The 16884-nt window shown below is 46.7% G+C and carries 19 protein-coding genes; 6 read left to right on the forward strand and 13 right to left on the reverse strand.

Features of this window, described 5'->3' with window-relative positions; all coding sequences use genetic code 11:
* Positions 1-90 precede the first annotated feature (90 nt).
* From IEN92_RS06960 to IEN92_RS07010, 11 genes are all read right to left on the reverse strand, one after another.
* A complete protein-coding gene (locus tag IEN92_RS06960) occupies positions 91-1125 on the reverse strand; it encodes a quinone-dependent dihydroorotate dehydrogenase (protein ID WP_216161891.1) in 1035 nt (344 codons plus the stop codon).
* Between the two features lie 9 nt (positions 1126-1134).
* Positions 1135-1881: an arginyltransferase gene (locus IEN92_RS06965; protein WP_216161894.1), complete on the reverse strand. Its 747-nt coding sequence runs from the start codon at positions 1879-1881 to the stop codon at positions 1135-1137.
* Positions 1878-2615, reverse strand: coding sequence for a leucyl/phenylalanyl-tRNA--protein transferase (gene aat / locus IEN92_RS06970; RefSeq protein ID WP_216161897.1), 738 nt, complete (start codon positions 2613-2615; stop codon positions 1878-1880). The genes IEN92_RS06965 and aat overlap by 4 nt, the downstream gene beginning before the upstream one ends.
* A gap of 10 nt (positions 2616-2625) precedes the next feature.
* Entirely contained in the window at positions 2626-3186 is a 561-nt protein-coding gene (locus IEN92_RS06975; RefSeq protein ID WP_216161900.1) for an NUDIX hydrolase, read from the reverse strand.
* A 9-nt stretch (positions 3187-3195) separates the two neighbouring features.
* A complete protein-coding gene (locus IEN92_RS06980; protein WP_216161902.1) occupies positions 3196-5022 on the reverse strand; it encodes a bifunctional anthranilate synthase component I family protein/class IV aminotransferase in 1827 nt (608 codons plus the stop codon).
* A 32-nt stretch (positions 5023-5054) separates the two neighbouring features.
* Positions 5055-5630 carry a peptidylprolyl isomerase gene (locus tag IEN92_RS06985; protein WP_215376249.1) on the reverse strand — a complete coding sequence of 192 codons (576 nt, stop codon included), beginning with the start codon at positions 5628-5630 and terminating at the stop codon, positions 5055-5057.
* Between the two features lie 63 nt (positions 5631-5693).
* Positions 5694-6320 (reverse strand): 2-hydroxychromene-2-carboxylate isomerase, encoded by a 627-nt coding sequence (locus tag IEN92_RS06990; RefSeq protein ID WP_216161905.1) that lies wholly within the window; start codon positions 6318-6320, stop codon positions 5694-5696.
* 5 nt (positions 6321-6325) lie between these two features.
* On the reverse strand, positions 6326-7648 hold the full coding sequence (locus IEN92_RS06995) for a replication-associated recombination protein A (protein WP_216161908.1): 1323 nt from the start codon (positions 7646-7648) through the stop codon (positions 6326-6328).
* A gap of 7 nt (positions 7649-7655) precedes the next feature.
* On the reverse strand, positions 7656-8135 hold the full coding sequence (locus IEN92_RS07000; RefSeq protein ID WP_251366788.1) for a DUF3429 domain-containing protein: 480 nt from the start codon (positions 8133-8135) through the stop codon (positions 7656-7658).
* A gap of 27 nt (positions 8136-8162) precedes the next feature.
* On the reverse strand, positions 8163-9017 hold the full coding sequence (locus tag IEN92_RS07005) for a 3-hydroxybutyryl-CoA dehydrogenase (protein ID WP_215376256.1): 855 nt from the start codon (positions 9015-9017) through the stop codon (positions 8163-8165).
* Position 9018: 1 nt separating this feature from the next.
* Positions 9019-9726, reverse strand: coding sequence for a glutathione binding-like protein (locus tag IEN92_RS07010; protein ID WP_216162293.1), 708 nt, complete (start codon positions 9724-9726; stop codon positions 9019-9021).
* 104 nt (positions 9727-9830) lie between these two features.
* Here IEN92_RS07010 and yaaA point away from each other — a divergent pair, with 104 nt between their 5' ends.
* Both yaaA and IEN92_RS07020 read left to right on the forward strand, forming a co-directional pair.
* The gene (gene yaaA, locus IEN92_RS07015; protein WP_216161911.1) at positions 9831-10607 is read left to right on the forward strand and encodes a peroxide stress protein YaaA; all 777 of its coding nucleotides are present in this window, start codon (positions 9831-9833) and stop codon (positions 10605-10607) included.
* Complete coding sequence (locus IEN92_RS07020; RefSeq protein ID WP_216161914.1) at positions 10607-11818, forward strand: DUF2863 family protein; 1212 nt, start codon at positions 10607-10609, stop codon at positions 11816-11818. Before yaaA ends, IEN92_RS07020 begins: the two co-directional genes overlap by 1 nt.
* Before the next feature lie 65 nt (positions 11819-11883).
* On the opposite strand, the gene IEN92_RS07025 is transcribed toward IEN92_RS07020, so the two are convergent.
* Positions 11884-12261 carry a hypothetical protein gene (locus tag IEN92_RS07025; protein WP_215376265.1) on the reverse strand — a complete coding sequence of 126 codons (378 nt, stop codon included), beginning with the start codon at positions 12259-12261 and terminating at the stop codon, positions 11884-11886.
* Positions 12262-12274: 13 nt separating this feature from the next.
* Positions 12275-13264 carry a malate dehydrogenase gene (locus IEN92_RS07030; RefSeq protein ID WP_215376267.1) on the reverse strand — a complete coding sequence of 330 codons (990 nt, stop codon included), beginning with the start codon at positions 13262-13264 and terminating at the stop codon, positions 12275-12277.
* 143 nt (positions 13265-13407) lie between these two features.
* Here IEN92_RS07030 and IEN92_RS07035 point away from each other — a divergent pair, with 143 nt between their 5' ends.
* From IEN92_RS07035 to sdhA, 4 genes are all read left to right on the forward strand, one after another.
* The gene (locus IEN92_RS07035; protein ID WP_370623887.1) at positions 13408-14151 is read left to right on the forward strand and encodes a GntR family transcriptional regulator; all 744 of its coding nucleotides are present in this window, start codon (positions 13408-13410) and stop codon (positions 14149-14151) included.
* Positions 14152-14283: 132 nt separating this feature from the next.
* Entirely contained in the window at positions 14284-14703 is a 420-nt protein-coding gene (sdhC, locus tag IEN92_RS07040) for a succinate dehydrogenase, cytochrome b556 subunit (RefSeq protein ID WP_215376273.1), read from the forward strand.
* A 24-nt stretch (positions 14704-14727) separates the two neighbouring features.
* A complete protein-coding gene (gene sdhD / locus IEN92_RS07045; protein ID WP_215376276.1) occupies positions 14728-15093 on the forward strand; it encodes a succinate dehydrogenase, hydrophobic membrane anchor protein in 366 nt (121 codons plus the stop codon).
* 4 nt (positions 15094-15097) lie between these two features.
* Complete coding sequence (sdhA, locus tag IEN92_RS07050) at positions 15098-16876, forward strand: succinate dehydrogenase flavoprotein subunit (protein ID WP_215376278.1); 1779 nt, start codon at positions 15098-15100, stop codon at positions 16874-16876.
* The last annotated feature ends 8 nt before the right edge of the window (positions 16877-16884 follow it).

Genomic DNA, 16884 nt, shown 5'->3' on the forward strand with positions numbered 1-16884 from the left:
CCTTATTGTATCGATTTCAGAGCTAATTGCATATTATGAAATCCCATTTTATGGAATTGAGGCTGGAAAAACACCCACTTGGGCTTGGGATCAGGGCTGTCTGAGCGCCTTGGCACACTCATTCACAAGATCCGGGCCTCGGTAGATGAGGCCGCTATAGAGTTGAACTAAAGACGCTCCAGCCATGATTTTTTCCCTGGCATCTGCCCCCGACATAATGCCGCCTACGCCAATGATTGGCAGAGTGTTTCCTAATCTGGCTTTGAGCGCCCTAATTACTTGATTCGATGCTGCCCGAACTGGCGCGCCTGATAAGCCGCCCGTTTCTTGCCCATATTGCATACCTTGAACTGCATCACGTGCAATCGTAGTGTTGGTGGCGATGATGGCATCGATTTGAAACTCCATTAATAGGTCAGCAATTAAATGGATGTCTTCTGTATTTAAGTCAGGCGCAATTTTCAAGAAGAGCGGTTTGCGCACACCATAGCGATCACATAATTCTTGCCGAGCTTGATCTAACTTGCTGAGTAATGAGCGCAACATCTCTTCGCCTTGGAGTGCTCTCAGATTCTGGGTATTCGGGGAGGAGATATTGACTGTAATGTAGGAGGCAATCTCATAAACAGCCTGCATCGCCAAGATGTAATCGCTTGCCGCATTCTCAATCGGCGTATCTGCATTCTTGCCGATATTCATCCCCAAGACACCGCCGGATTGCCAAAAGCTGGAGCGACGTACACGTACTACGCAAGCATCAACCCCATCATTATTAAACCCCATGCGATTAATAATCGCCTGGGCTTCAGTGAGCCGAAACATGCGGGGCTTAGCATTGCCAGCTTGTGGGCGAGGAGTGACTGTACCAATCTCTAAAAATCCAAAGCCAAGCGCAGCGAGAGCATCAATATGCTTACCATCTTTATCCAGACCCGCAGCTAAACCGACAGGGTTCGGAAAGGTGATGCCGCAAAGCGTTTGTGGATCAGCTATGGGTTTGGTAACAAAGCGCTCAAGTAAACCCCAGCGTTGTGCACGATCTAAGTTACTGAGCGTCAGGTTATGCGCTTGTTCAGGATCTAGACAAAAGAGCCAAGGGCGTAAAAGAGAATAGGGATCAATCATGGGTAGATATTATGACCCACTCAATGCTTGCCAGTGGTCATCGATCAAACCTTCCATCGGTTGATAGTTCACCTTATAGGACATCTTCTCACTCTCTTGAATGTAATAGCCGAGATACAAATAGGGTAGGTTCAGCTCTTTAGCTTGAGCAATTTGCCACAAGATGCTGAAAGTTCCGTAACTGGCTGCGTGTTCCGAGGTATCAAAGAAGGTATAAACCGAAGAAATGCCTTGCTCGAGGATGTCAATCATGCTGACCATACGAAGACGGCCGGGATGGGAGTCGTGGGGTCCATCACGGAACTCCACGATGCGTGAGTTCACCCGGCTTTGCAATAAGAACTGCATGTATTGATCTTGATCATCGTTATCCATTTCACCGCCAGCATGACGTGCATTTTGATAGTGTTGATAGAGCTGGTAGTGCTCTTCTTGATAGCCTAAGTTCAACACAAACGCCTGTAATCCAGAATGTTTTTTCCAAGCGCGACCTTGGCTCCGAGAGGGAATAAATTGATTCACCAAAATGCGGGTAGCAATGCAGGCTCTGCAGTTGTCGCAATAAGGGCGATAGGTATAGAGACCACTCCGACGAAAACCCGCATTAAGTAATTCGTTATAAATATCCGCATGAATCAAATGAGATGGAGTGGCCACTTGTGAGCGCGCCATTTTATTTGGCAGATAGCTACAAGGGTAGGGCGCAGTTGCATAAAACTGGATTGCGGTCAGCGGAAGTTCTTTAAGCTGGGTCATAGCCAGTGGGTCAAGATGGTTTTATCAAAGGTCCAAGATGCTTCAATCTTAGTTTGATTTAGAGATATTTGCAGTGCTTCCAGAAATTCTTTTCTCGGAATAGGCGTAGCGCCCAAGGAGCTCAGGTGGGCTGTCTCTTGTTGGCAATCGATCATCGCAATGCCATTTTGTAAGCACCAGGCGCTTAAGGCCGCCAAGGCTATCTTAGAGGAGCCAGGTTTGCGGCTGAACATGGACTCACCAAAAACCATACCGCCAAAGGAGACGCAATACAGGCCGCCAATGAGTTGATCTTGCTCCATGACAGCAATACTATGAGCATGACCTTGTTCATGCAGTGCGGTATAGGCATCCATGATTTCATGGGTAATCCAAGTGCCATCCTGATCTTTGCGCTCACTGGTCGCGCAAGCGCGGATTACCCCACCAAAATCCATATCGACTTGAACTTGTGCATTTGCATCTTGGTAAAACAAACGAATGCATTTTTTCAGAGAGTCACTGCACTTAAAGGCGCTTGGCTTTAAAACCATTCGAGGATCAGGTGACCACCACAAGACCGGTTGATTATCAGAGTACCAAGGAAAAATACCGAGTTGATAAGCCCGAGAGAGCTGTCCAGGATAAATACGTTCACTCACGGCAATGAGGCCAGGAACGCTGGGGTCAGGATCAGGAGCTAGGAGTGGATTAGGAAAAGGGTCATGAGGGCCCAGCCAAGCAATCTGGCTCATAGTTCACTCACTACACCCTCTCGGAGGGCGAGACATCGCGACTGCGAACATGAAACTCTTTGCCCGCTTGAAGAAGACCAGCAGCCCGATCTGCAAAGAACCACTCTAGCGTCTGCTTAACAGTTGGGAAAGCCAAGTCAGCCCAAGGGATTTCATGTTCATAAAAGAGTGCTACCTCAAGACTCTCTTCACCAGCAGAAAACTCGGGAGTAGGCATAGTGGCTAAGTAGAAAAGATGCACTTGCTCAGCATGGGGAACATTTAATAAAGAATAAAGCGGACCAATTTCCACTTGGGCGCCAGCTTCTTCAAGTGTTTCTCTAGCAGCGCCATGGCTAGTACTTTCACCAAGCTCCATGAAACCTGCCGGCAATGTCCAATAACCATGACGCGGTTCAATGGCACGCCGACACAGTAACACCCGTTCACCATAGACGGGAATGCTGCCAACGACATTGCGCGGATTCTGATAATGAATGCTGTGACAAGATTCACAGACATGGCGTTCACGAGAATCATCTGCGGGGATTTTGATCGTCAATACAGCAGCGCAGTTTGGGCAATACTTCATATTGACTTTCTAAAAATGGGCTTTGATGACGCCGCGAAGCGCATTTGTAAGAATAATCTCATCTGCCATTGAAACATCATTAATAGTCAGGTTGGCTTCACGGGCATTGAAATTGGGATCAGCAAGGACGGCTGCACGCATGACACCGGGTAATAGACCTGCTGAAACTGGAGGGGTAAGCCATTCCACGCTTCCTTGGGGTTTAACAAAAATGCTAGTTCTGCCGCCTTCAGTGACAAAGCCCTGTTCATTGGTAAAAATGGCGTCAAAGCCGCCTAACTCAACTGCCTTTTGCCATGCTTGATCGTAAAGAATGCGCTGAGTAATCTTGTGGGCTAATAAAGCATCTCCAGAAAACATCCCCACATCAGCGGACAAAACATCTTTTGCCCAAAAGATCTTTACTGACCCCTCAATAGCATCGAGTGGAGTCGTGTTCACAGAACATTCTCCATTTGGAGCCAGATCCAAGCGAAGTCGGTAGCGCAAATTGCTTTTAAGGCCAGCACAAGCAGATTCGATTAGCGTTTGCGCATTTGCTCGATTAAAACCGATGCCCAAAGCTAGCGCAGAAGAATGCATGCGATCTAAGTGCGCCGTAATCCTTTGGGGTGCTCCTTCATGGATGGCGATGGTTTCAAATAAACCACAGCCACTAGGCAATTGCATCAAGAAGGCAGATTTGATGCGGCATTCTTGCCACTCTTGTTTGGCATCAGAGTCAATCGTGATGCCTGCTCCAACACCGAGTGTGAAGGCAGCAGCATGGGATTGCTTATCCTCTTCGATTTCAATGGTGCGAATCGGCACGCTAAAGGCAAAGTTGTCGTTGGGATCAAGCCAGCCCAGTGCGCCACAGTAGTAGCCACGATCAGAAGACTCGAGCTCTTGAATAATTTCCATACTACGTTTTTTGGGGGCACCCGTGACCGATCCGCAAGGAAAGACTGCTTTCAGAATATCGAGTAGGGTGGTATTTGGTTTGATTTTTCCTTGGACGGTGGATGTCATCTGCAAGACATCACCATGACGAGCAACTTCAAAGAGTTTGGGAACAGTGACAGTGCCTGGCATTGAGATTCGACTCAGATCATTGCGCAAGAGATCCACAATCATCACATTCTCTGCCTGATTTTTTGGGTCTTCTGAGAGTGCGCTTGCCACTTCTGAGAGTGCGCTGGCAGTGCCTTTCATGGGCATGGCTTTTAAGGTATTGCCTTCACGAGCAATGAAGAGTTCGGGGGATTGGGATAAAAGGTAACGAGAGTCATAGGCAATATAGGCACCAAACCTGCCAGGTTGTCGCTGTCGTAGCAGGCTATATAAGGCGAGGGGAGAGCCATAGGCCTTCCCGGTGATGCGGTAGGTATGATTAATCTGATAGGTATCACCGCTGCGAATATATTCCTGGATCGTTTGAATATCTTGTGCAAATTGCGCTTCAGTAAGAGATTCCTGCTGATCAAGCACGCCTGCAAGCTTCGCTTTGGAGTCGAGTTGCTCTATTCGATGGGCAATCAGGGTATCAACAGCTTCCTTGGAGAGTTTTTCAAACTTAGAAAAAGACCAAGCCTCAATGAGTGGGTGTGTTGCAGAAGCATTCTCTCGATGCTCTGGCAATCGCTGAAGGCATTGACCTAGTTCGTAGGCAAATGCAGCAAGGACATGCTCACCTCGAGATAGTGATGCCGATATTTCCCTTAAACATTGTTCGGTAGCGGCAAAGTCTTTTGTTTGATCGCCACTTGGCAGAATGCGCCAGTAATGCAGTGGATTCTCATAGAGTCGACTGCTTGGTTCAGCCGCTGTACTTTGCGCATCATCGAGCAAAATCATCGCGGCTAACCTAAGATCTATGAGTAAATTATTTACTTCAGAATAGTGGCAGACTCAATGATGACGGGCTTTGTTGGAACATCAGCCATTCTGCCCATGCGAGGCGCTGGAGCAACCATCGTTGGTACTTTACGAATGGCGTCAATCGTTTGTGTGCCAGAGATCACCTTGCCAAACACGGTGTAGCCACTGCCCATTGCATTTGGGTAGTCCAGACCAGGATTGTCTTTAACGTTGATGAAAAATTGCGCAGTTGCAGAATCGGGATCCGAAGTGCGTGCCATCGCAATGGTGTACTGATTGTTTTTCAAACCATTATTTGCCTCAGACACCACCGGAGCATCAGTAGGTTTTTGAACGAGATCAGGGGTAAAGCCTCCACCTTGAATCATGAAGCCATCAATCACACGATGAAAGACAGTGCCGTTATAAAAACCGCTTTTGACATAGTTGAGAAAATTAGCAGTCGTCTTTGGCGCTTTATCAGCATCTAACTCAACTACGAAATTACCCATAGTGGTTTTAAATTCCACTTTAGGTCCGGCAATAGCCGCTTGACTTGCAAAACAGCTAACAATGAGAACAAGGCTGGCAAAAAGCTTACGCATAAGAGCTCCAATAATTAATAGAAGTGAGTGTGGATGATTGTATTCAAGAGTCTGGGAGTCTAGTTAAGCTAGGCCATTGGGAACATTTCCGGCGTAGACGTAGGAGGCTTCATCAAACATCCCCGGTCGCGCCAGATAGTCCAAAGCCCAGTCAATGGTATCAACGCCCCAAAAACAGTGATGATTGAGGATCAATGCGGGCACACCAAAAGCGCCATCTGCCTTCGCTTGATTGGTATTGGCAACGAGTTGCGCTTTGACTTCAGGGTTATCCGGTTTTACGGTATCTGCTGGCAAACCTAAATAAGAGCAAAAATCCGGCCAAGATAAATTCGGATCTTTGCCTTCCACCCAAACATAGTCAAAGGCCTTTTCAACCATAGGCCAATCTGCTTTTTGTTCAATGAGTAGTCGCTGGGCTGCCACTGTCATGAATGGGTGATGCTCCGGAAAGCGAAAGGGAATTCCCAACTTTTCAGCTTGCCATACACAGAATTGATAGGTGTGCGGACGTTTAGCAGCAACCTCACCAGGCCCTTTATTCTCTGTGGCTCGAAAGAGTCCACCAAGCAGGATGGGCACGGGAGTGATATCGAGTTTGTGTTCTAAACGATTTCTTTGCTTGATATATAAATAAGCAAAAGGAGAGATGATGTCGTAATAGAGTGTGGCCACTATTTTTTCACTCATGTGACTTAATCTCCGGATTTCTTTTTGGACTCTTCATCCAACTTACGTAAGAAGGTCATCTTCTCTTTGATCTGACTTTCTAAGCCCCGTTCAACAGGCTCATACCAATGCGGGGCTTGCATGCCTTCCGGTAAATAAGATTCACCGGCAGCATAAGCATGGGGTTCATCATGAGCATAGCGATACTCTTTGCCATGACCCAGTTCTTTCATGAGTTTGGTCGGCGCATTACGCAAATGATTGGGAACGGGCTTAGATTGATCTTGCGCAACATAGGCACGCGCAGCATTAAAAGCCTTGTAGCTCGCATTACTCTTGGAGGCGACCGCCAAATAGACGACTGCTTGACCCAAGGCAAGCTCGCCCTCTGGTGAGCCAAGGCGCTCAAAAGTTTGTGCAGCATCGTTAGCCAATTGCATCGCCCTGGGATCAGCCAAGCCAATATCTTCCCAAGCCATACGAATAATGCGACGCGCCAAATAGCGAGGATCAGCCCCACCATCCAACATCCGGCAGAACCAATAAAGTGCAGCATCGGGGTCAGAGCCGCGCACTGATTTATGAAGCGCGGATATCTGGTCATAAAACTGATCACCACTCTTATCAAAGCGACGGGCCTGAACAGTGAGCGCATTTTCAATAAAGGCTTGGTCTACCGTAGAGACTTCCGAGTTTGGTGTAAAGACAGCATTACGAATTTGTTCAACGAGATTGAGAAGGCGACGCGCATCACCATCAGCATGGCTGATGAGTGTATCTATGGCGCTATCTTCAAATTGCACTTGCGGCATAGCATGTTGCTGCGCACGCTGAAATAATTGCTTCAACTCAGTAGGACTTAAGGATTTAAGAACATAGACTTGAGCTCGTGATAACAAAGCAGAGTTCACTTCAAAAGAAGGGTTCTCGGTAGTCGCGCCAATAAAAGTAAATAAACCAGATTCCACATGGGGCAGCAGAGCATCTTGTTGGCTCTTATTAAAGCGATGAATTTCATCGACAAACAAAATAGTCTGCTTGCCATATTGCGCCATATTTTGTTGGGCTAGCTCAATGGCTTCTCGAATTTCCTTAACCCCTGCCAATACTGCTGAGATGGCGATGAACTCTCGATCAAATGCTTTAGCTGAAAGGCGTGCCAAGGTGGTCTTACCAACACCTGGTGGGCCCCAAAGAATCATGGAGTGGGGTTTGCCAGAGGCAAACGCTAGATTGAGTGGCTTACCGGCGGCGAGTAAATGGGTTTGTCCGATGACTTCTGCGATGGTTTTTGGACGCAGTGCTTCCGCTAACGGTGGCGGTGGGGTGCTGTCAAACAAACTACTCATCAAATCATCATGCTTGAATAAAAAGAATCACGATGGCTGCCCAAGTTAAACAAGCTGCAGCGATATAAGTTAGACGATTGCGAATGGTCATGAAAGCAGCACAAGCAGCTTCATCAGAAAAGTAATATCGATAGGTATTCTGATCAATATTGCGTTGGATGATTAAAGTGGATGCCAAAATGAGCAAGCCAACTGGAATATAAATGTGCAGGGCAAGCCAAGCAACCAGTGCTGGAATCACACCCCAAATCCAAGCATTGCGATCAATCCAACGATCACCGCAAGGCGCCTTACCTAAGGTATGTAAATTGGCACCCCAATGGATGGCACCCATAAATGCAGTAATGACAGCGCCATAACCAGCAAGAGATTCTGCGCTGAGATAATTTAATGGGGTGGGTGCGAGCTGCACCAATAAAGCAAGACCGATAAACGGAATGAGTCCTGCATAAGCCAGTTTACGTACGAGGGGTGTAATAGGGTTCACGGGTATTCGAGAGGGTCAGTGCTTTAATTATTTATCATAACGATAAACACCGCGACCTGTTTTGCGACCGAGATAACCCGCAGCTACCATTTCTCGTAAAAGGGGGCATGGGCGGTATTTGGAGTCGCTGAAATTCTCAAAATAGACTTCCATCACTGCTAGGCAGGTATCTAAGCCAATCAAGTCTGCTAAAGCTAGTGGACCGATTGGTTGATTGCAGCCTAGCTTCATACCAGCGTCAATATCCTCTGGGCTGGCTAGGCCTTCGGACAATACAAAGAAAGCTTCATTAATCATCGGCAGCAAGATACGGTTCACCACAAAGCCTGGCGAGTTCTTCACGGTAATGGGCTCTTTGCCTATGCGCTTTGCCATTTCAATAATTGCTGCATGGGTTGCATCACTGGTTTGCAAACCACGAATGACCTCAACTAGAGCCATGAGAGGAGGTGGGTTAAAGAAGTGCATACCAATGAAACGCGCTGGATTGGAATCCAGGGCAGCAAGCTTAGTAATAGATAGGGAAGAAGTATTGGTAGCAATGATGGCATCTTTGCCAACGATCTCATCGACTTGCTTCAGAATCTTTTCTTTAATCGCTTGGTTTTCAGTAGCAGCTTCAATCACCAAATCTAAGCCTTTGAAGTCCGCATAAGAGGTGCTCCCCTTAATGTGTTTTAGTGCTGCATCTTTTGCTGCAGTTGTTATAGATTCTTTTTTAACAAGCCGATCCAAGCTTTTGCTAATTTGTTCAAGACCGCGTTGAACGGCAGCTTCATTAATATCAACCATGACAACATCTAGGCCTGCAACCGCGCAAACTTGCGCAATTCCATTGCCCATTGTGCCTGCACCGATTACACCGACTGATTGAATCTTCATGCTATTTCCTTTTTTGATACTGTGTTGAACCAAACAATTGCTCTCTCGCTTTGTCATCAGTCAAGGGCTTGCGTAGTGCTGTCAACACTGCACATCCGCGTTTTACAGCGGGACGTTCACCAATCATCTCGAACCACCGCTTGAAATGGGGGTAGTCGTGGATATCTATCCCCTGATTTTTCCAATTCCGCGTCCATGGATAAATGGCCATATCGGCAATAGAGTAACTTTTCCCAACAATATAAAGATTATCTTTCAGTTGCGTGTCGAGAACCCCATATAAACGCTTGGCTTCATTGGTGTAGCGATTGATGGCGTATTGAATTTTCTCAGGCGCATAGAGACGAAAATGGTGGTTTTGCCCAAGCATGGGACCCAATCCACCCATCTGAAACATCAGCCACTCTAAGACCTCATACTTAGCGCGAGTGTACTTGGGTAAAAACTTCCCAGTCTTCCCAGCCAGGTACAGCAAAATTGCACCCGACTCAAATAGATGAATGGGTTTGCCATCTGGACCATTTGGGTCAGTAATGGCTGGAATCTTATTGTTGGGACTGATTTTTAAAAATTCAGGCTGAAATTGATCGCCAGCCCCAATATCAATTGGGTGCGCAATCCAATCTCGATCTAGGCGGTAACCGCATTCTTCGAGCATGATGTGCACCTTATGACCATTTGGGGTGGGCCAGCTATAGACATCAATCACATTTTTGGATTGCTTTTGTGGCATGGTTTTATCCTTCGGGGTCATTTAGGGCAGAGGAAACAAGGAGTCGCTAGAATGGTAAAAATACATTTATAAATTGTGCCATGCTGATCGTACTCTCCCCCGCAAAATCCCTCGATTACAAGACCCCCGTTAAGCTTAAGACGTCTACCTTGCCGGAATTTGTCTCAGAATCGGCAAAGTTGATTGCAGACTTGAAAAAACTATCCCCCCAAGAGATTGCTGATTTGATGGGTTTGTCTGATCAGTTGGCAGCCTTAAACGTTGGCCGTTACCGCGATTGGTCTAAAAAATTTACTGAAGAAAACAGCAAACCTGCGATCTACGCATTCGATGGCGATGTTTATGATGGCTTTGATGTCAAAACCCTTGATGCCAAAGCAATCCACTTTGCGCAAGACCATGTTCGTATTTTGTCAGGACTCTATGGCGCTCTGAGACCCTTGGATTTAATGCAGCCCTATCGCCTGGAGATGGGCACCGCGTTTCAAAATGCGCGCGGCAAAGATCTCTACGCTTTTTGGGGTAACCGAGTGACCAATTCTTTAAAACAGATTTTAGAAAAGCAAAAGAAACCCGTATTGCTCAATTTAGCCTCTGAAGAGTATTTCAAAGTCCTACAAGCAAAAGAGCTCGATTGTCCAGTGATTTCTCCCGTGTTTCAGGACGGCAAGGATGGCAAGTACAAAATCATTTCGTTTTATGCCAAACGGGCTCGTGGGCTCATGGCTCGGTATGTTGTGGAGAATCGCATTACAGACCCAGCAGACTTAAAGGGCTTTAATTTGGATGGTTATAAATACTTTACTGCAGAATCCAAGTTGGATAAGCCTATCTTTAGAAGGGCGGAGAGAAAATAATGGCTTTACATCGCACCAAATCCTCGCAGCGTAGTTCTCCTGAAGTTGAAAAGCTTGTGTCAGATGCTATTTCCTTGGCAGCTTCCGGTAGTCAGATTGAAGATCGTTTTTGGGAAGATCGTCTCAATGTTCGTTTGATGCGTTTACTTAAAAGCCAAAATCAAAATGTGATTGATGCTGCCTTAGATCAAACATTTCGTATTAATACGGTTGCATTTGAAGTGCTTGCAGACACGGCGGAAACTTTGGCAGAGTCTCTCAGAATGGAGCATGAAGGGCAGGAGTGGGATGTGCTGTTATTGGCAATGCCCATCGTTGCACACACGCGCTATCAAATTCCTTCGGGACCATTGCCATCTAGCATTATCGAGGCTACTGCTCAAGCGCTCAATACCGCTATCGCAGCACCAGAAACGCGCCTAGCAATTGTTCCTTGGCTCTATAGCATCGACCAAATGCCACATTCCCATTGCCAAACTCGGGTCTTAACTGAAGCGCTGGCAAATGCAGCGATCTGCAATAAAGATGTGAAATTAGAGTTACGTGATATGTCCGAGACGATTGCAGTGCTCGCCGATCCCCGATTCATCATTGCTGCATTGAGTGCGCCGAGTGGTTCACCGATCTTTCGTTGGCAAGCCGAGCCGCCAGCCCGTCAAGAGCGCGGTGTGAGTTTGATTGGTTGGCAAAATGCAATGCAAGAGTCGATTGCATCTCTCTTACCAGGCTGTGAATTTGAGTTGCTATTGCCAGAGTCTTATTTCACTAACTGCCGTTTAGCAGATAAACATGTTCGACCCTTAAGTATTCGTGCAGCTGTTAACTTCTTGGAAAGCGGCCTTGGCATTCTGCCGGCTGGTCTATCTTGCGTGGTCGGCGCCTTTGGAGAAGATCAGGCGGATGAATACCGTATCTCTTTTAGTGCCAAAGGCTCTTCTGAAATCATGTACGGTGTGATTTGGCCCCTGTACGACCGCGAGAGCGTGGCGAACGATGCCTTAAACGATGTCTCGGATGACGAGAGTCCGATTAAAAAGATTTGTGATGCCTTGCATGATGCTGGGGTAGAGGATGTATTCCGCCACGCTATGCTCTTTGATCCAGAGTTATGTGATGACTGTGGCGCTCCCTTATTCCCCGATCGCTCAGGTGAAGCAGTGCATGCAGAGATGCCTGAAGATACCCCATCACAACAACCTTTATTTCATTAACAGAAACGTCAAATAAAAAAGCCGAGACATTCTCGGCTTTTTTATTGAATTAACTTGATGCAAGTTTAGTTCTGTACGAAGGGCTCCGCATCAGCAAACAGATGAGGTAATTTGCCTGCTCTCATTTCTGGGGTTTGACAGAAATCAGCAAGTCTTACGCCAGCTTTGATGTTAAACAGCATTGCCTTGTTGCCCAGTACAACTAGATCATGACCACTATTCATGTTCTTATAGCGTAAGCTACCTGGCAAGGAAGTTTGACGATCTAAGTCATACGTCTTGGCTTCCCAGGTGAGACGAATTTTCTCAACGGTTCCAGAGGTCTTGAACTGTTTGCTTTCGCTACAAGTCCATGTGAATACTTCTTCACTAGCAGCACTTACATTGGCAGATCCAGCTAGACAAGCAAGTGCAATGCTGATGTTGAGAAGGTTTTTCTTCATGTGATTTTTGTCCTTAAGAGAGCAAGTGCTTAACGCCAGCTTGTTCTTCAAGCAATTCGTTGAGGGTGTGGTTCATACGCTCGCGGGAGAATTCATCGATCTCTAGACCTTCGATCATCTTGTATTCACCGTTTTCGCAAACCACTGGGAAGCCATAAATGACTTCGGCTGGAATGCCGTATTCGCCCTTAGATGGGATACCCATAGTGACCCACTTACCATTTGTGCCCAGAACCCAGTCGCGCACATGGTCAATTGCTGCATTAGCTGCAGAAGCGGCTGAAGACAAGCCACGCGCTTCAATAATTGCTGCGCCACGCTTACCAACGGTAGGGATAAATACATCTTTGTTCCATGCTGCATCATTGATAGAGTCTTTTACTGACTTGCCATCAACAGTTGCAAAGCGATAGTCTGGATACATTGTTGGGCTGTGATTACCCCACACCACGAGCTTCTCAATATCTGCAACAGGCTTGTTCAATTTGGTGGCCAATTGTGAGAGCGCACGGTTGTGATCGAGGCGCAACATTGCTGTGAAGTTTTTTGCAGGAATATCTGGTGCAGACTTCATTGCGATGTATGCATTTGTATTTGCTGGATTGCCCACAACCAATACTTTGACAGTCTTCTTAGCTACTGCATTTAATGCCTTGCCTTGAGCTGTGAAAATTTGTGCGTTAGCAGAGAGTAAATCTTTGCGCTCCATACCAGGGCCGCGCGGACGTGCGCCAACCAATAGAGCGACGTCAATATCTTTAAACGCAGTCATTGGATCAGAGTGCGCTGTCATACCTGCCAATAGTGGGAATGCACAGTCTTCCAATTCCATCATGACACCTGCCAATGCTTTTTGAGCTTTCTCATCAGGAATCTCGAGCAACTGGAGGATGACGGGCTGATCTTTGCCCAAGAGGTCGCCATTGGCGATACGGAAGAGGAGGGAATATCCGATTTGACCGGCTGCACCGGTTACGGCGACACGCATTGGGGCTTTTGCCATTACTAATAACTCCACAGGAAGGTTAATTAATCGATACTTTTCTATTATCCATTCAAGTGCACATACTTTCGGATTACACTGTCACAGATGTCTTATATAAGACTAGAATTACCCTGAATTTTATCCAATTGATTTTGTCTGGAGTGAATTTGTCAGATATAAATTTGCCTGTAGCCTCATTTAGCCCTCTGTACGAGCAGATTAAGGCGATGATTTTGGCTAGCCTGCAAGCCTCTGAATGGCTTCCAGGAGAGGCTATTCCCAGCGAAATGGAGTTGGCAGCCCGATTCGCGGTCAGCCAAGGTACAGTCCGCAAGGCGATTGATGAGCTGGCCTCTCAAAATCTATTAGTCAGACGTCAGGGGAAGGGCACTTTTGTGGCCACCCACCAAGAGGATGACTGGCAATATCGCTTTTTGCACCTTGCCCCCGATTCTGGGATGAAATTTCACCTAGCCAATCGCTTCCTGGTTTGTACAAAAACCGAGGCCAATGCTTATATAGCCAATTTGCTGAAATTAAAGGCAGGTGATCCGATTATTCACATCGACCGAATTCAGAGCTATGCGGGGCAACCCATTGTTTTTGAAGAGATTTGGTTGCCAGGAGTACGTTTTACTGGGCTTGATCTTGATACCCTCAATGCTTGGCATGGCACTGTTTATGGCTTGTATGAGAGTCAATTTGCGACCCATATGGTGCGCGCTGAAGAAAAAATCAAAGCGATCGCTGCTGATGAGACCTTAGCTCGACATTTGCACTTAGCCCCAGGCGCGCCGTTACTTTCTGTAGAAAGGGTGGCCTTCACCTACGGGAATAAACCAGTAGAAATTCGGCATGCAAGATATGACACTTCTGAACAGCATTACGAGAACAAGTTGAACTAGCCTTATCCGTTAAAACCCCTAATTAACCCCTAAAAACCCTATAAAATCCCCAACACCCCTAAGGTTTCCAATAGAATATGTTGCAACACAACAAAGTCACACTGAACCTCCACCTAAAGATAGAGATTGCCCATGGTTGATGCACAGCAAAACGTAAAAAAAGATAGACCGGTTTATCGAAATATTGGTCTTGCCCAGTTAGTCAAATATCGCCTTCCTTGGGCTGGCAAAGTTTCCATCCTCCACCGCATTAGCGGAGCAGTGCTCTTCCTTTTATTGCCCTTCATCTTGTATCTCTTTGATCAAAGTCTGGCATCTGAAGTGAGCTACCAACACTTCCAGGCATTTACTAGCAGCTTCTTGGTCAAAATCATTTGCTTAGGCTTGATCTGGTGTTTCTTGCACCACTTCTGTGCTGGTATTCGTTACCTCTTGCTCGATTTAGAAATTGGCGTAGAGAAGTCTGAGTCAAATCGTTCAGCGATCTTCGTATTGTTCCTTGGCTTAGCTTTGACTGCGGTCGTAGGTCTCAAATTATTCGGCTTGTACTAAGCGCACATCTTTTAAGGAAATCACATGCCTATTTATCAGATTGGACCAAAACGCTTAGTAGTAGGCGCTCATTACGGTCTTAAAGAGTGGATCATCCAGCGCGTGACAGCGATTGTGATGGTGGTGTTCACCGTTGTTTTACTCGTGGACTATTGCATTACTGGTAGCGCGACTTATGAAGGTTGGTCTGCTTTGTTTAGCAACCAATTTATGAAGTTATTGACGCTCTTAGCATTCATCAGCTTGTTCTACCACGCTTGGATTGGTATCCGCGATATCTGGATGGATTACATCAAGCCTGTCAGCATTCGTTTAACACTGCAAGTGTTAACTGTTCTGTATCTAGTAGCCTGTGCGGCTTATGCCGTACAAATTTTGTGGAAAGTGTAATTCGATGACTGCAATTCAAAAATCATTGCCACGCCGCCGTTTTGATGCGGTGATTGTTGGTGCGGGTGGTTCAGGTATGCGCGCTTCTTTGCAGTTGGCTGAAGCCGGCCTCAATGTTGCTGTACTAACTAAAGTATTTCCAACACGTTCACATACGGTTGCTGCACAAGGCGGTATCGGTGCTTCATTGGGCAATATGAGTGAAGATAATTGGCACTATCACTTTTATGACACGATCAAAGGATCTGACTGGTTAGGTGACCAGGATGTGATCGAGTTTATGTGTCGTGAAGCTCCAAAAGTCGTTTACGAGTTAGAGCATTTCGGTATGCCTTTCGACCGCAATCCAGATGGCACGATTTATCAGCGTCCATTTGGCGGTCACACAGCAAACTATGGTGAGAAGCCAGTGCAACGTGCTTGTGCTGCCGCTGACCGTACTGGCCACGCGATGTTGCATACCTTGTATCAACGCAACGTGCGCGCTAAAACCAACTTCTTCGTTGAGTGGCTTGCGCTCGATTTGATTCGTGATGACGACGGTGATGTGGTTGGTGTTACTGCCCTTGAAATGGAAACCGGTCAGGTTTACATCTTGGAAGCCAAGGTGGTGATGATGGCAACTGGTGGTGCGGGCCGTATTTGGGATGCATCTACCAACGCATTTATTAATACCGGTGACGGTATGGGCCTTGCAGCGCGCGCAGGCATTCCATTGGAAGACATGGAGTTCTGGCAATTCCATCCAACTGGCGTTGCTGGTGCAGGCGTGTTGTTGACAGAAGGTTGTCGCGGTGAAGGCGGTATCTTGCGTAACAAGGATGGCGAACGCTTCATGGAGCGTTATGCGCCAACTTATAAAGACTTAGCGCCACGCGATTTCGTATCTCGCTGTATGGATCAGGAGATTAAAGAAGGGCGCGGTTGCGGCCCGAATGGTGACTACGTTGTGCTTGATTTGACCCACATCGGCGCAGAAACGATCATGAAGCGTTTGCCTTCTGTATATGAGATCGGCATTAACTTTGCAAACGTTGACGTGACCAAAGAGCCAATTCCGGTAGTGCCAACTATTCACTATCAGATGGGTGGAATTCCAACCAATATTCATGGTCAAGTTGTAGTGCCAGCCAATGGTATTCACAATGAAATCGTTAATGGACTGTATGCGATCGGTGAATGCTCATGTGTATCTGTGCACGGCGCTAACCGCTTAGGCACCAACTCATTGCTCGACCTCTTAGTATTCGGTCGCGCAGCGGGTAACCATATCGTTGGTCTTGATCTGAAAAATCGTGAATTCAAACCATTGCCTGCTAATGCTGGTCAGCAAACTTTGGAGCGCATTGCGAAGTTGGATAACTCCACTTCTGGTGAATACGCACAAGACGTTGCGAACGATATTCGTAAGTGCATGCAGAAATATGCTGGCGTGTTCCGTAACCAAGAGTTGATGGACGAAGGCGTTCGTCAAATGGCGAAGTTGACTGAACGTGCTAAGCACCTTTGGGTTAAGGACAAGTCTGAGATTTTCAATACCGCACGTATTGAAGCCTTAGAAGTGGCCAACCTAGTTGAGACTGCAAATGCAACCATGATTTCTGCGGCAGCTCGCAAAGAGAGTCGTGGTGCACACTCACATGATGATCATCAACATCGTGACGACGAAAATTGGATGAAACACACGCTTTGGTATAGCGAAGGCAATAGACTGACCTACAAGCCAGTTGTATTGAAGCCTTTGACAGTTGAGTCCTTCCCTCCAAAAGAACGTACTTTCTAAGCAAGAGA

It is taken from the genome of Polynucleobacter sp. MWH-Creno-3A4 (genome assembly GCF_018881885.1).
Classification (GTDB): Bacteria; Pseudomonadota; Gammaproteobacteria; order Burkholderiales; family Burkholderiaceae; genus Polynucleobacter.

What these genes read in the sequence shown, in the direction of transcription:
- IEN92_RS06960 (WP_216161891.1), bottom strand. Translation starts at nt 1,125, where the DNA reads ATGATTGATCCCTATTCTCTTTTACGCCCTTGGCTCTTTTGTCTAGAT.
- IEN92_RS06965 (WP_216161894.1), bottom strand. Translation starts at nt 1,881, where the DNA reads ATGACCCAGCTTAAAGAACTTCCGCTGACCGCAATCCAGTTTTATGCA.
- aat (WP_216161897.1), bottom strand. Translation starts at nt 2,615, where the DNA reads ATGAGCCAGATTGCTTGGCTGGGCCCTCATGACCCTTTTCCTAATCCA.
- IEN92_RS06975 (WP_216161900.1), bottom strand. Translation starts at nt 3,186, where the DNA reads ATGAAGTATTGCCCAAACTGCGCTGCTGTATTGACGATCAAAATCCCC.
- IEN92_RS06980 (WP_216161902.1), bottom strand. Translation starts at nt 5,022, where the DNA reads ATGATTTTGCTCGATGATGCGCAAAGTACAGCGGCTGAACCAAGCAGT.
- IEN92_RS06985 (WP_215376249.1), bottom strand. Translation starts at nt 5,630, where the DNA reads ATGCGTAAGCTTTTTGCCAGCCTTGTTCTCATTGTTAGCTGTTTTGCA.
- IEN92_RS06990 (WP_216161905.1), bottom strand. Translation starts at nt 6,320, where the DNA reads ATGAGTGAAAAAATAGTGGCCACACTCTATTACGACATCATCTCTCCT.
- IEN92_RS06995 (WP_216161908.1), bottom strand. Translation starts at nt 7,648, where the DNA reads ATGAGTAGTTTGTTTGACAGCACCCCACCGCCACCGTTAGCGGAAGCA.
- IEN92_RS07005 (WP_215376256.1), bottom strand. Translation starts at nt 9,017, where the DNA reads ATGAAGATTCAATCAGTCGGTGTAATCGGTGCAGGCACAATGGGCAAT.
- yaaA (WP_216161911.1), top strand. Translation starts at nt 9,831, where the DNA reads ATGCTGATCGTACTCTCCCCCGCAAAATCCCTCGATTACAAGACCCCC.
- IEN92_RS07020 (WP_216161914.1), top strand. Translation starts at nt 10,607, where the DNA reads ATGGCTTTACATCGCACCAAATCCTCGCAGCGTAGTTCTCCTGAAGTT.
- IEN92_RS07025 (WP_215376265.1), bottom strand. Translation starts at nt 12,261, where the DNA reads ATGAAGAAAAACCTTCTCAACATCAGCATTGCACTTGCTTGTCTAGCT.
- IEN92_RS07030 (WP_215376267.1), bottom strand. Translation starts at nt 13,264, where the DNA reads ATGGCAAAAGCCCCAATGCGTGTCGCCGTAACCGGTGCAGCCGGTCAA.
- sdhC (WP_215376273.1), top strand. Translation starts at nt 14,284, where the DNA reads ATGGTTGATGCACAGCAAAACGTAAAAAAAGATAGACCGGTTTATCGA.
- sdhD (WP_215376276.1), top strand. Translation starts at nt 14,728, where the DNA reads ATGCCTATTTATCAGATTGGACCAAAACGCTTAGTAGTAGGCGCTCAT.
- sdhA (WP_215376278.1), top strand. Translation starts at nt 15,098, where the DNA reads ATGACTGCAATTCAAAAATCATTGCCACGCCGCCGTTTTGATGCGGTG.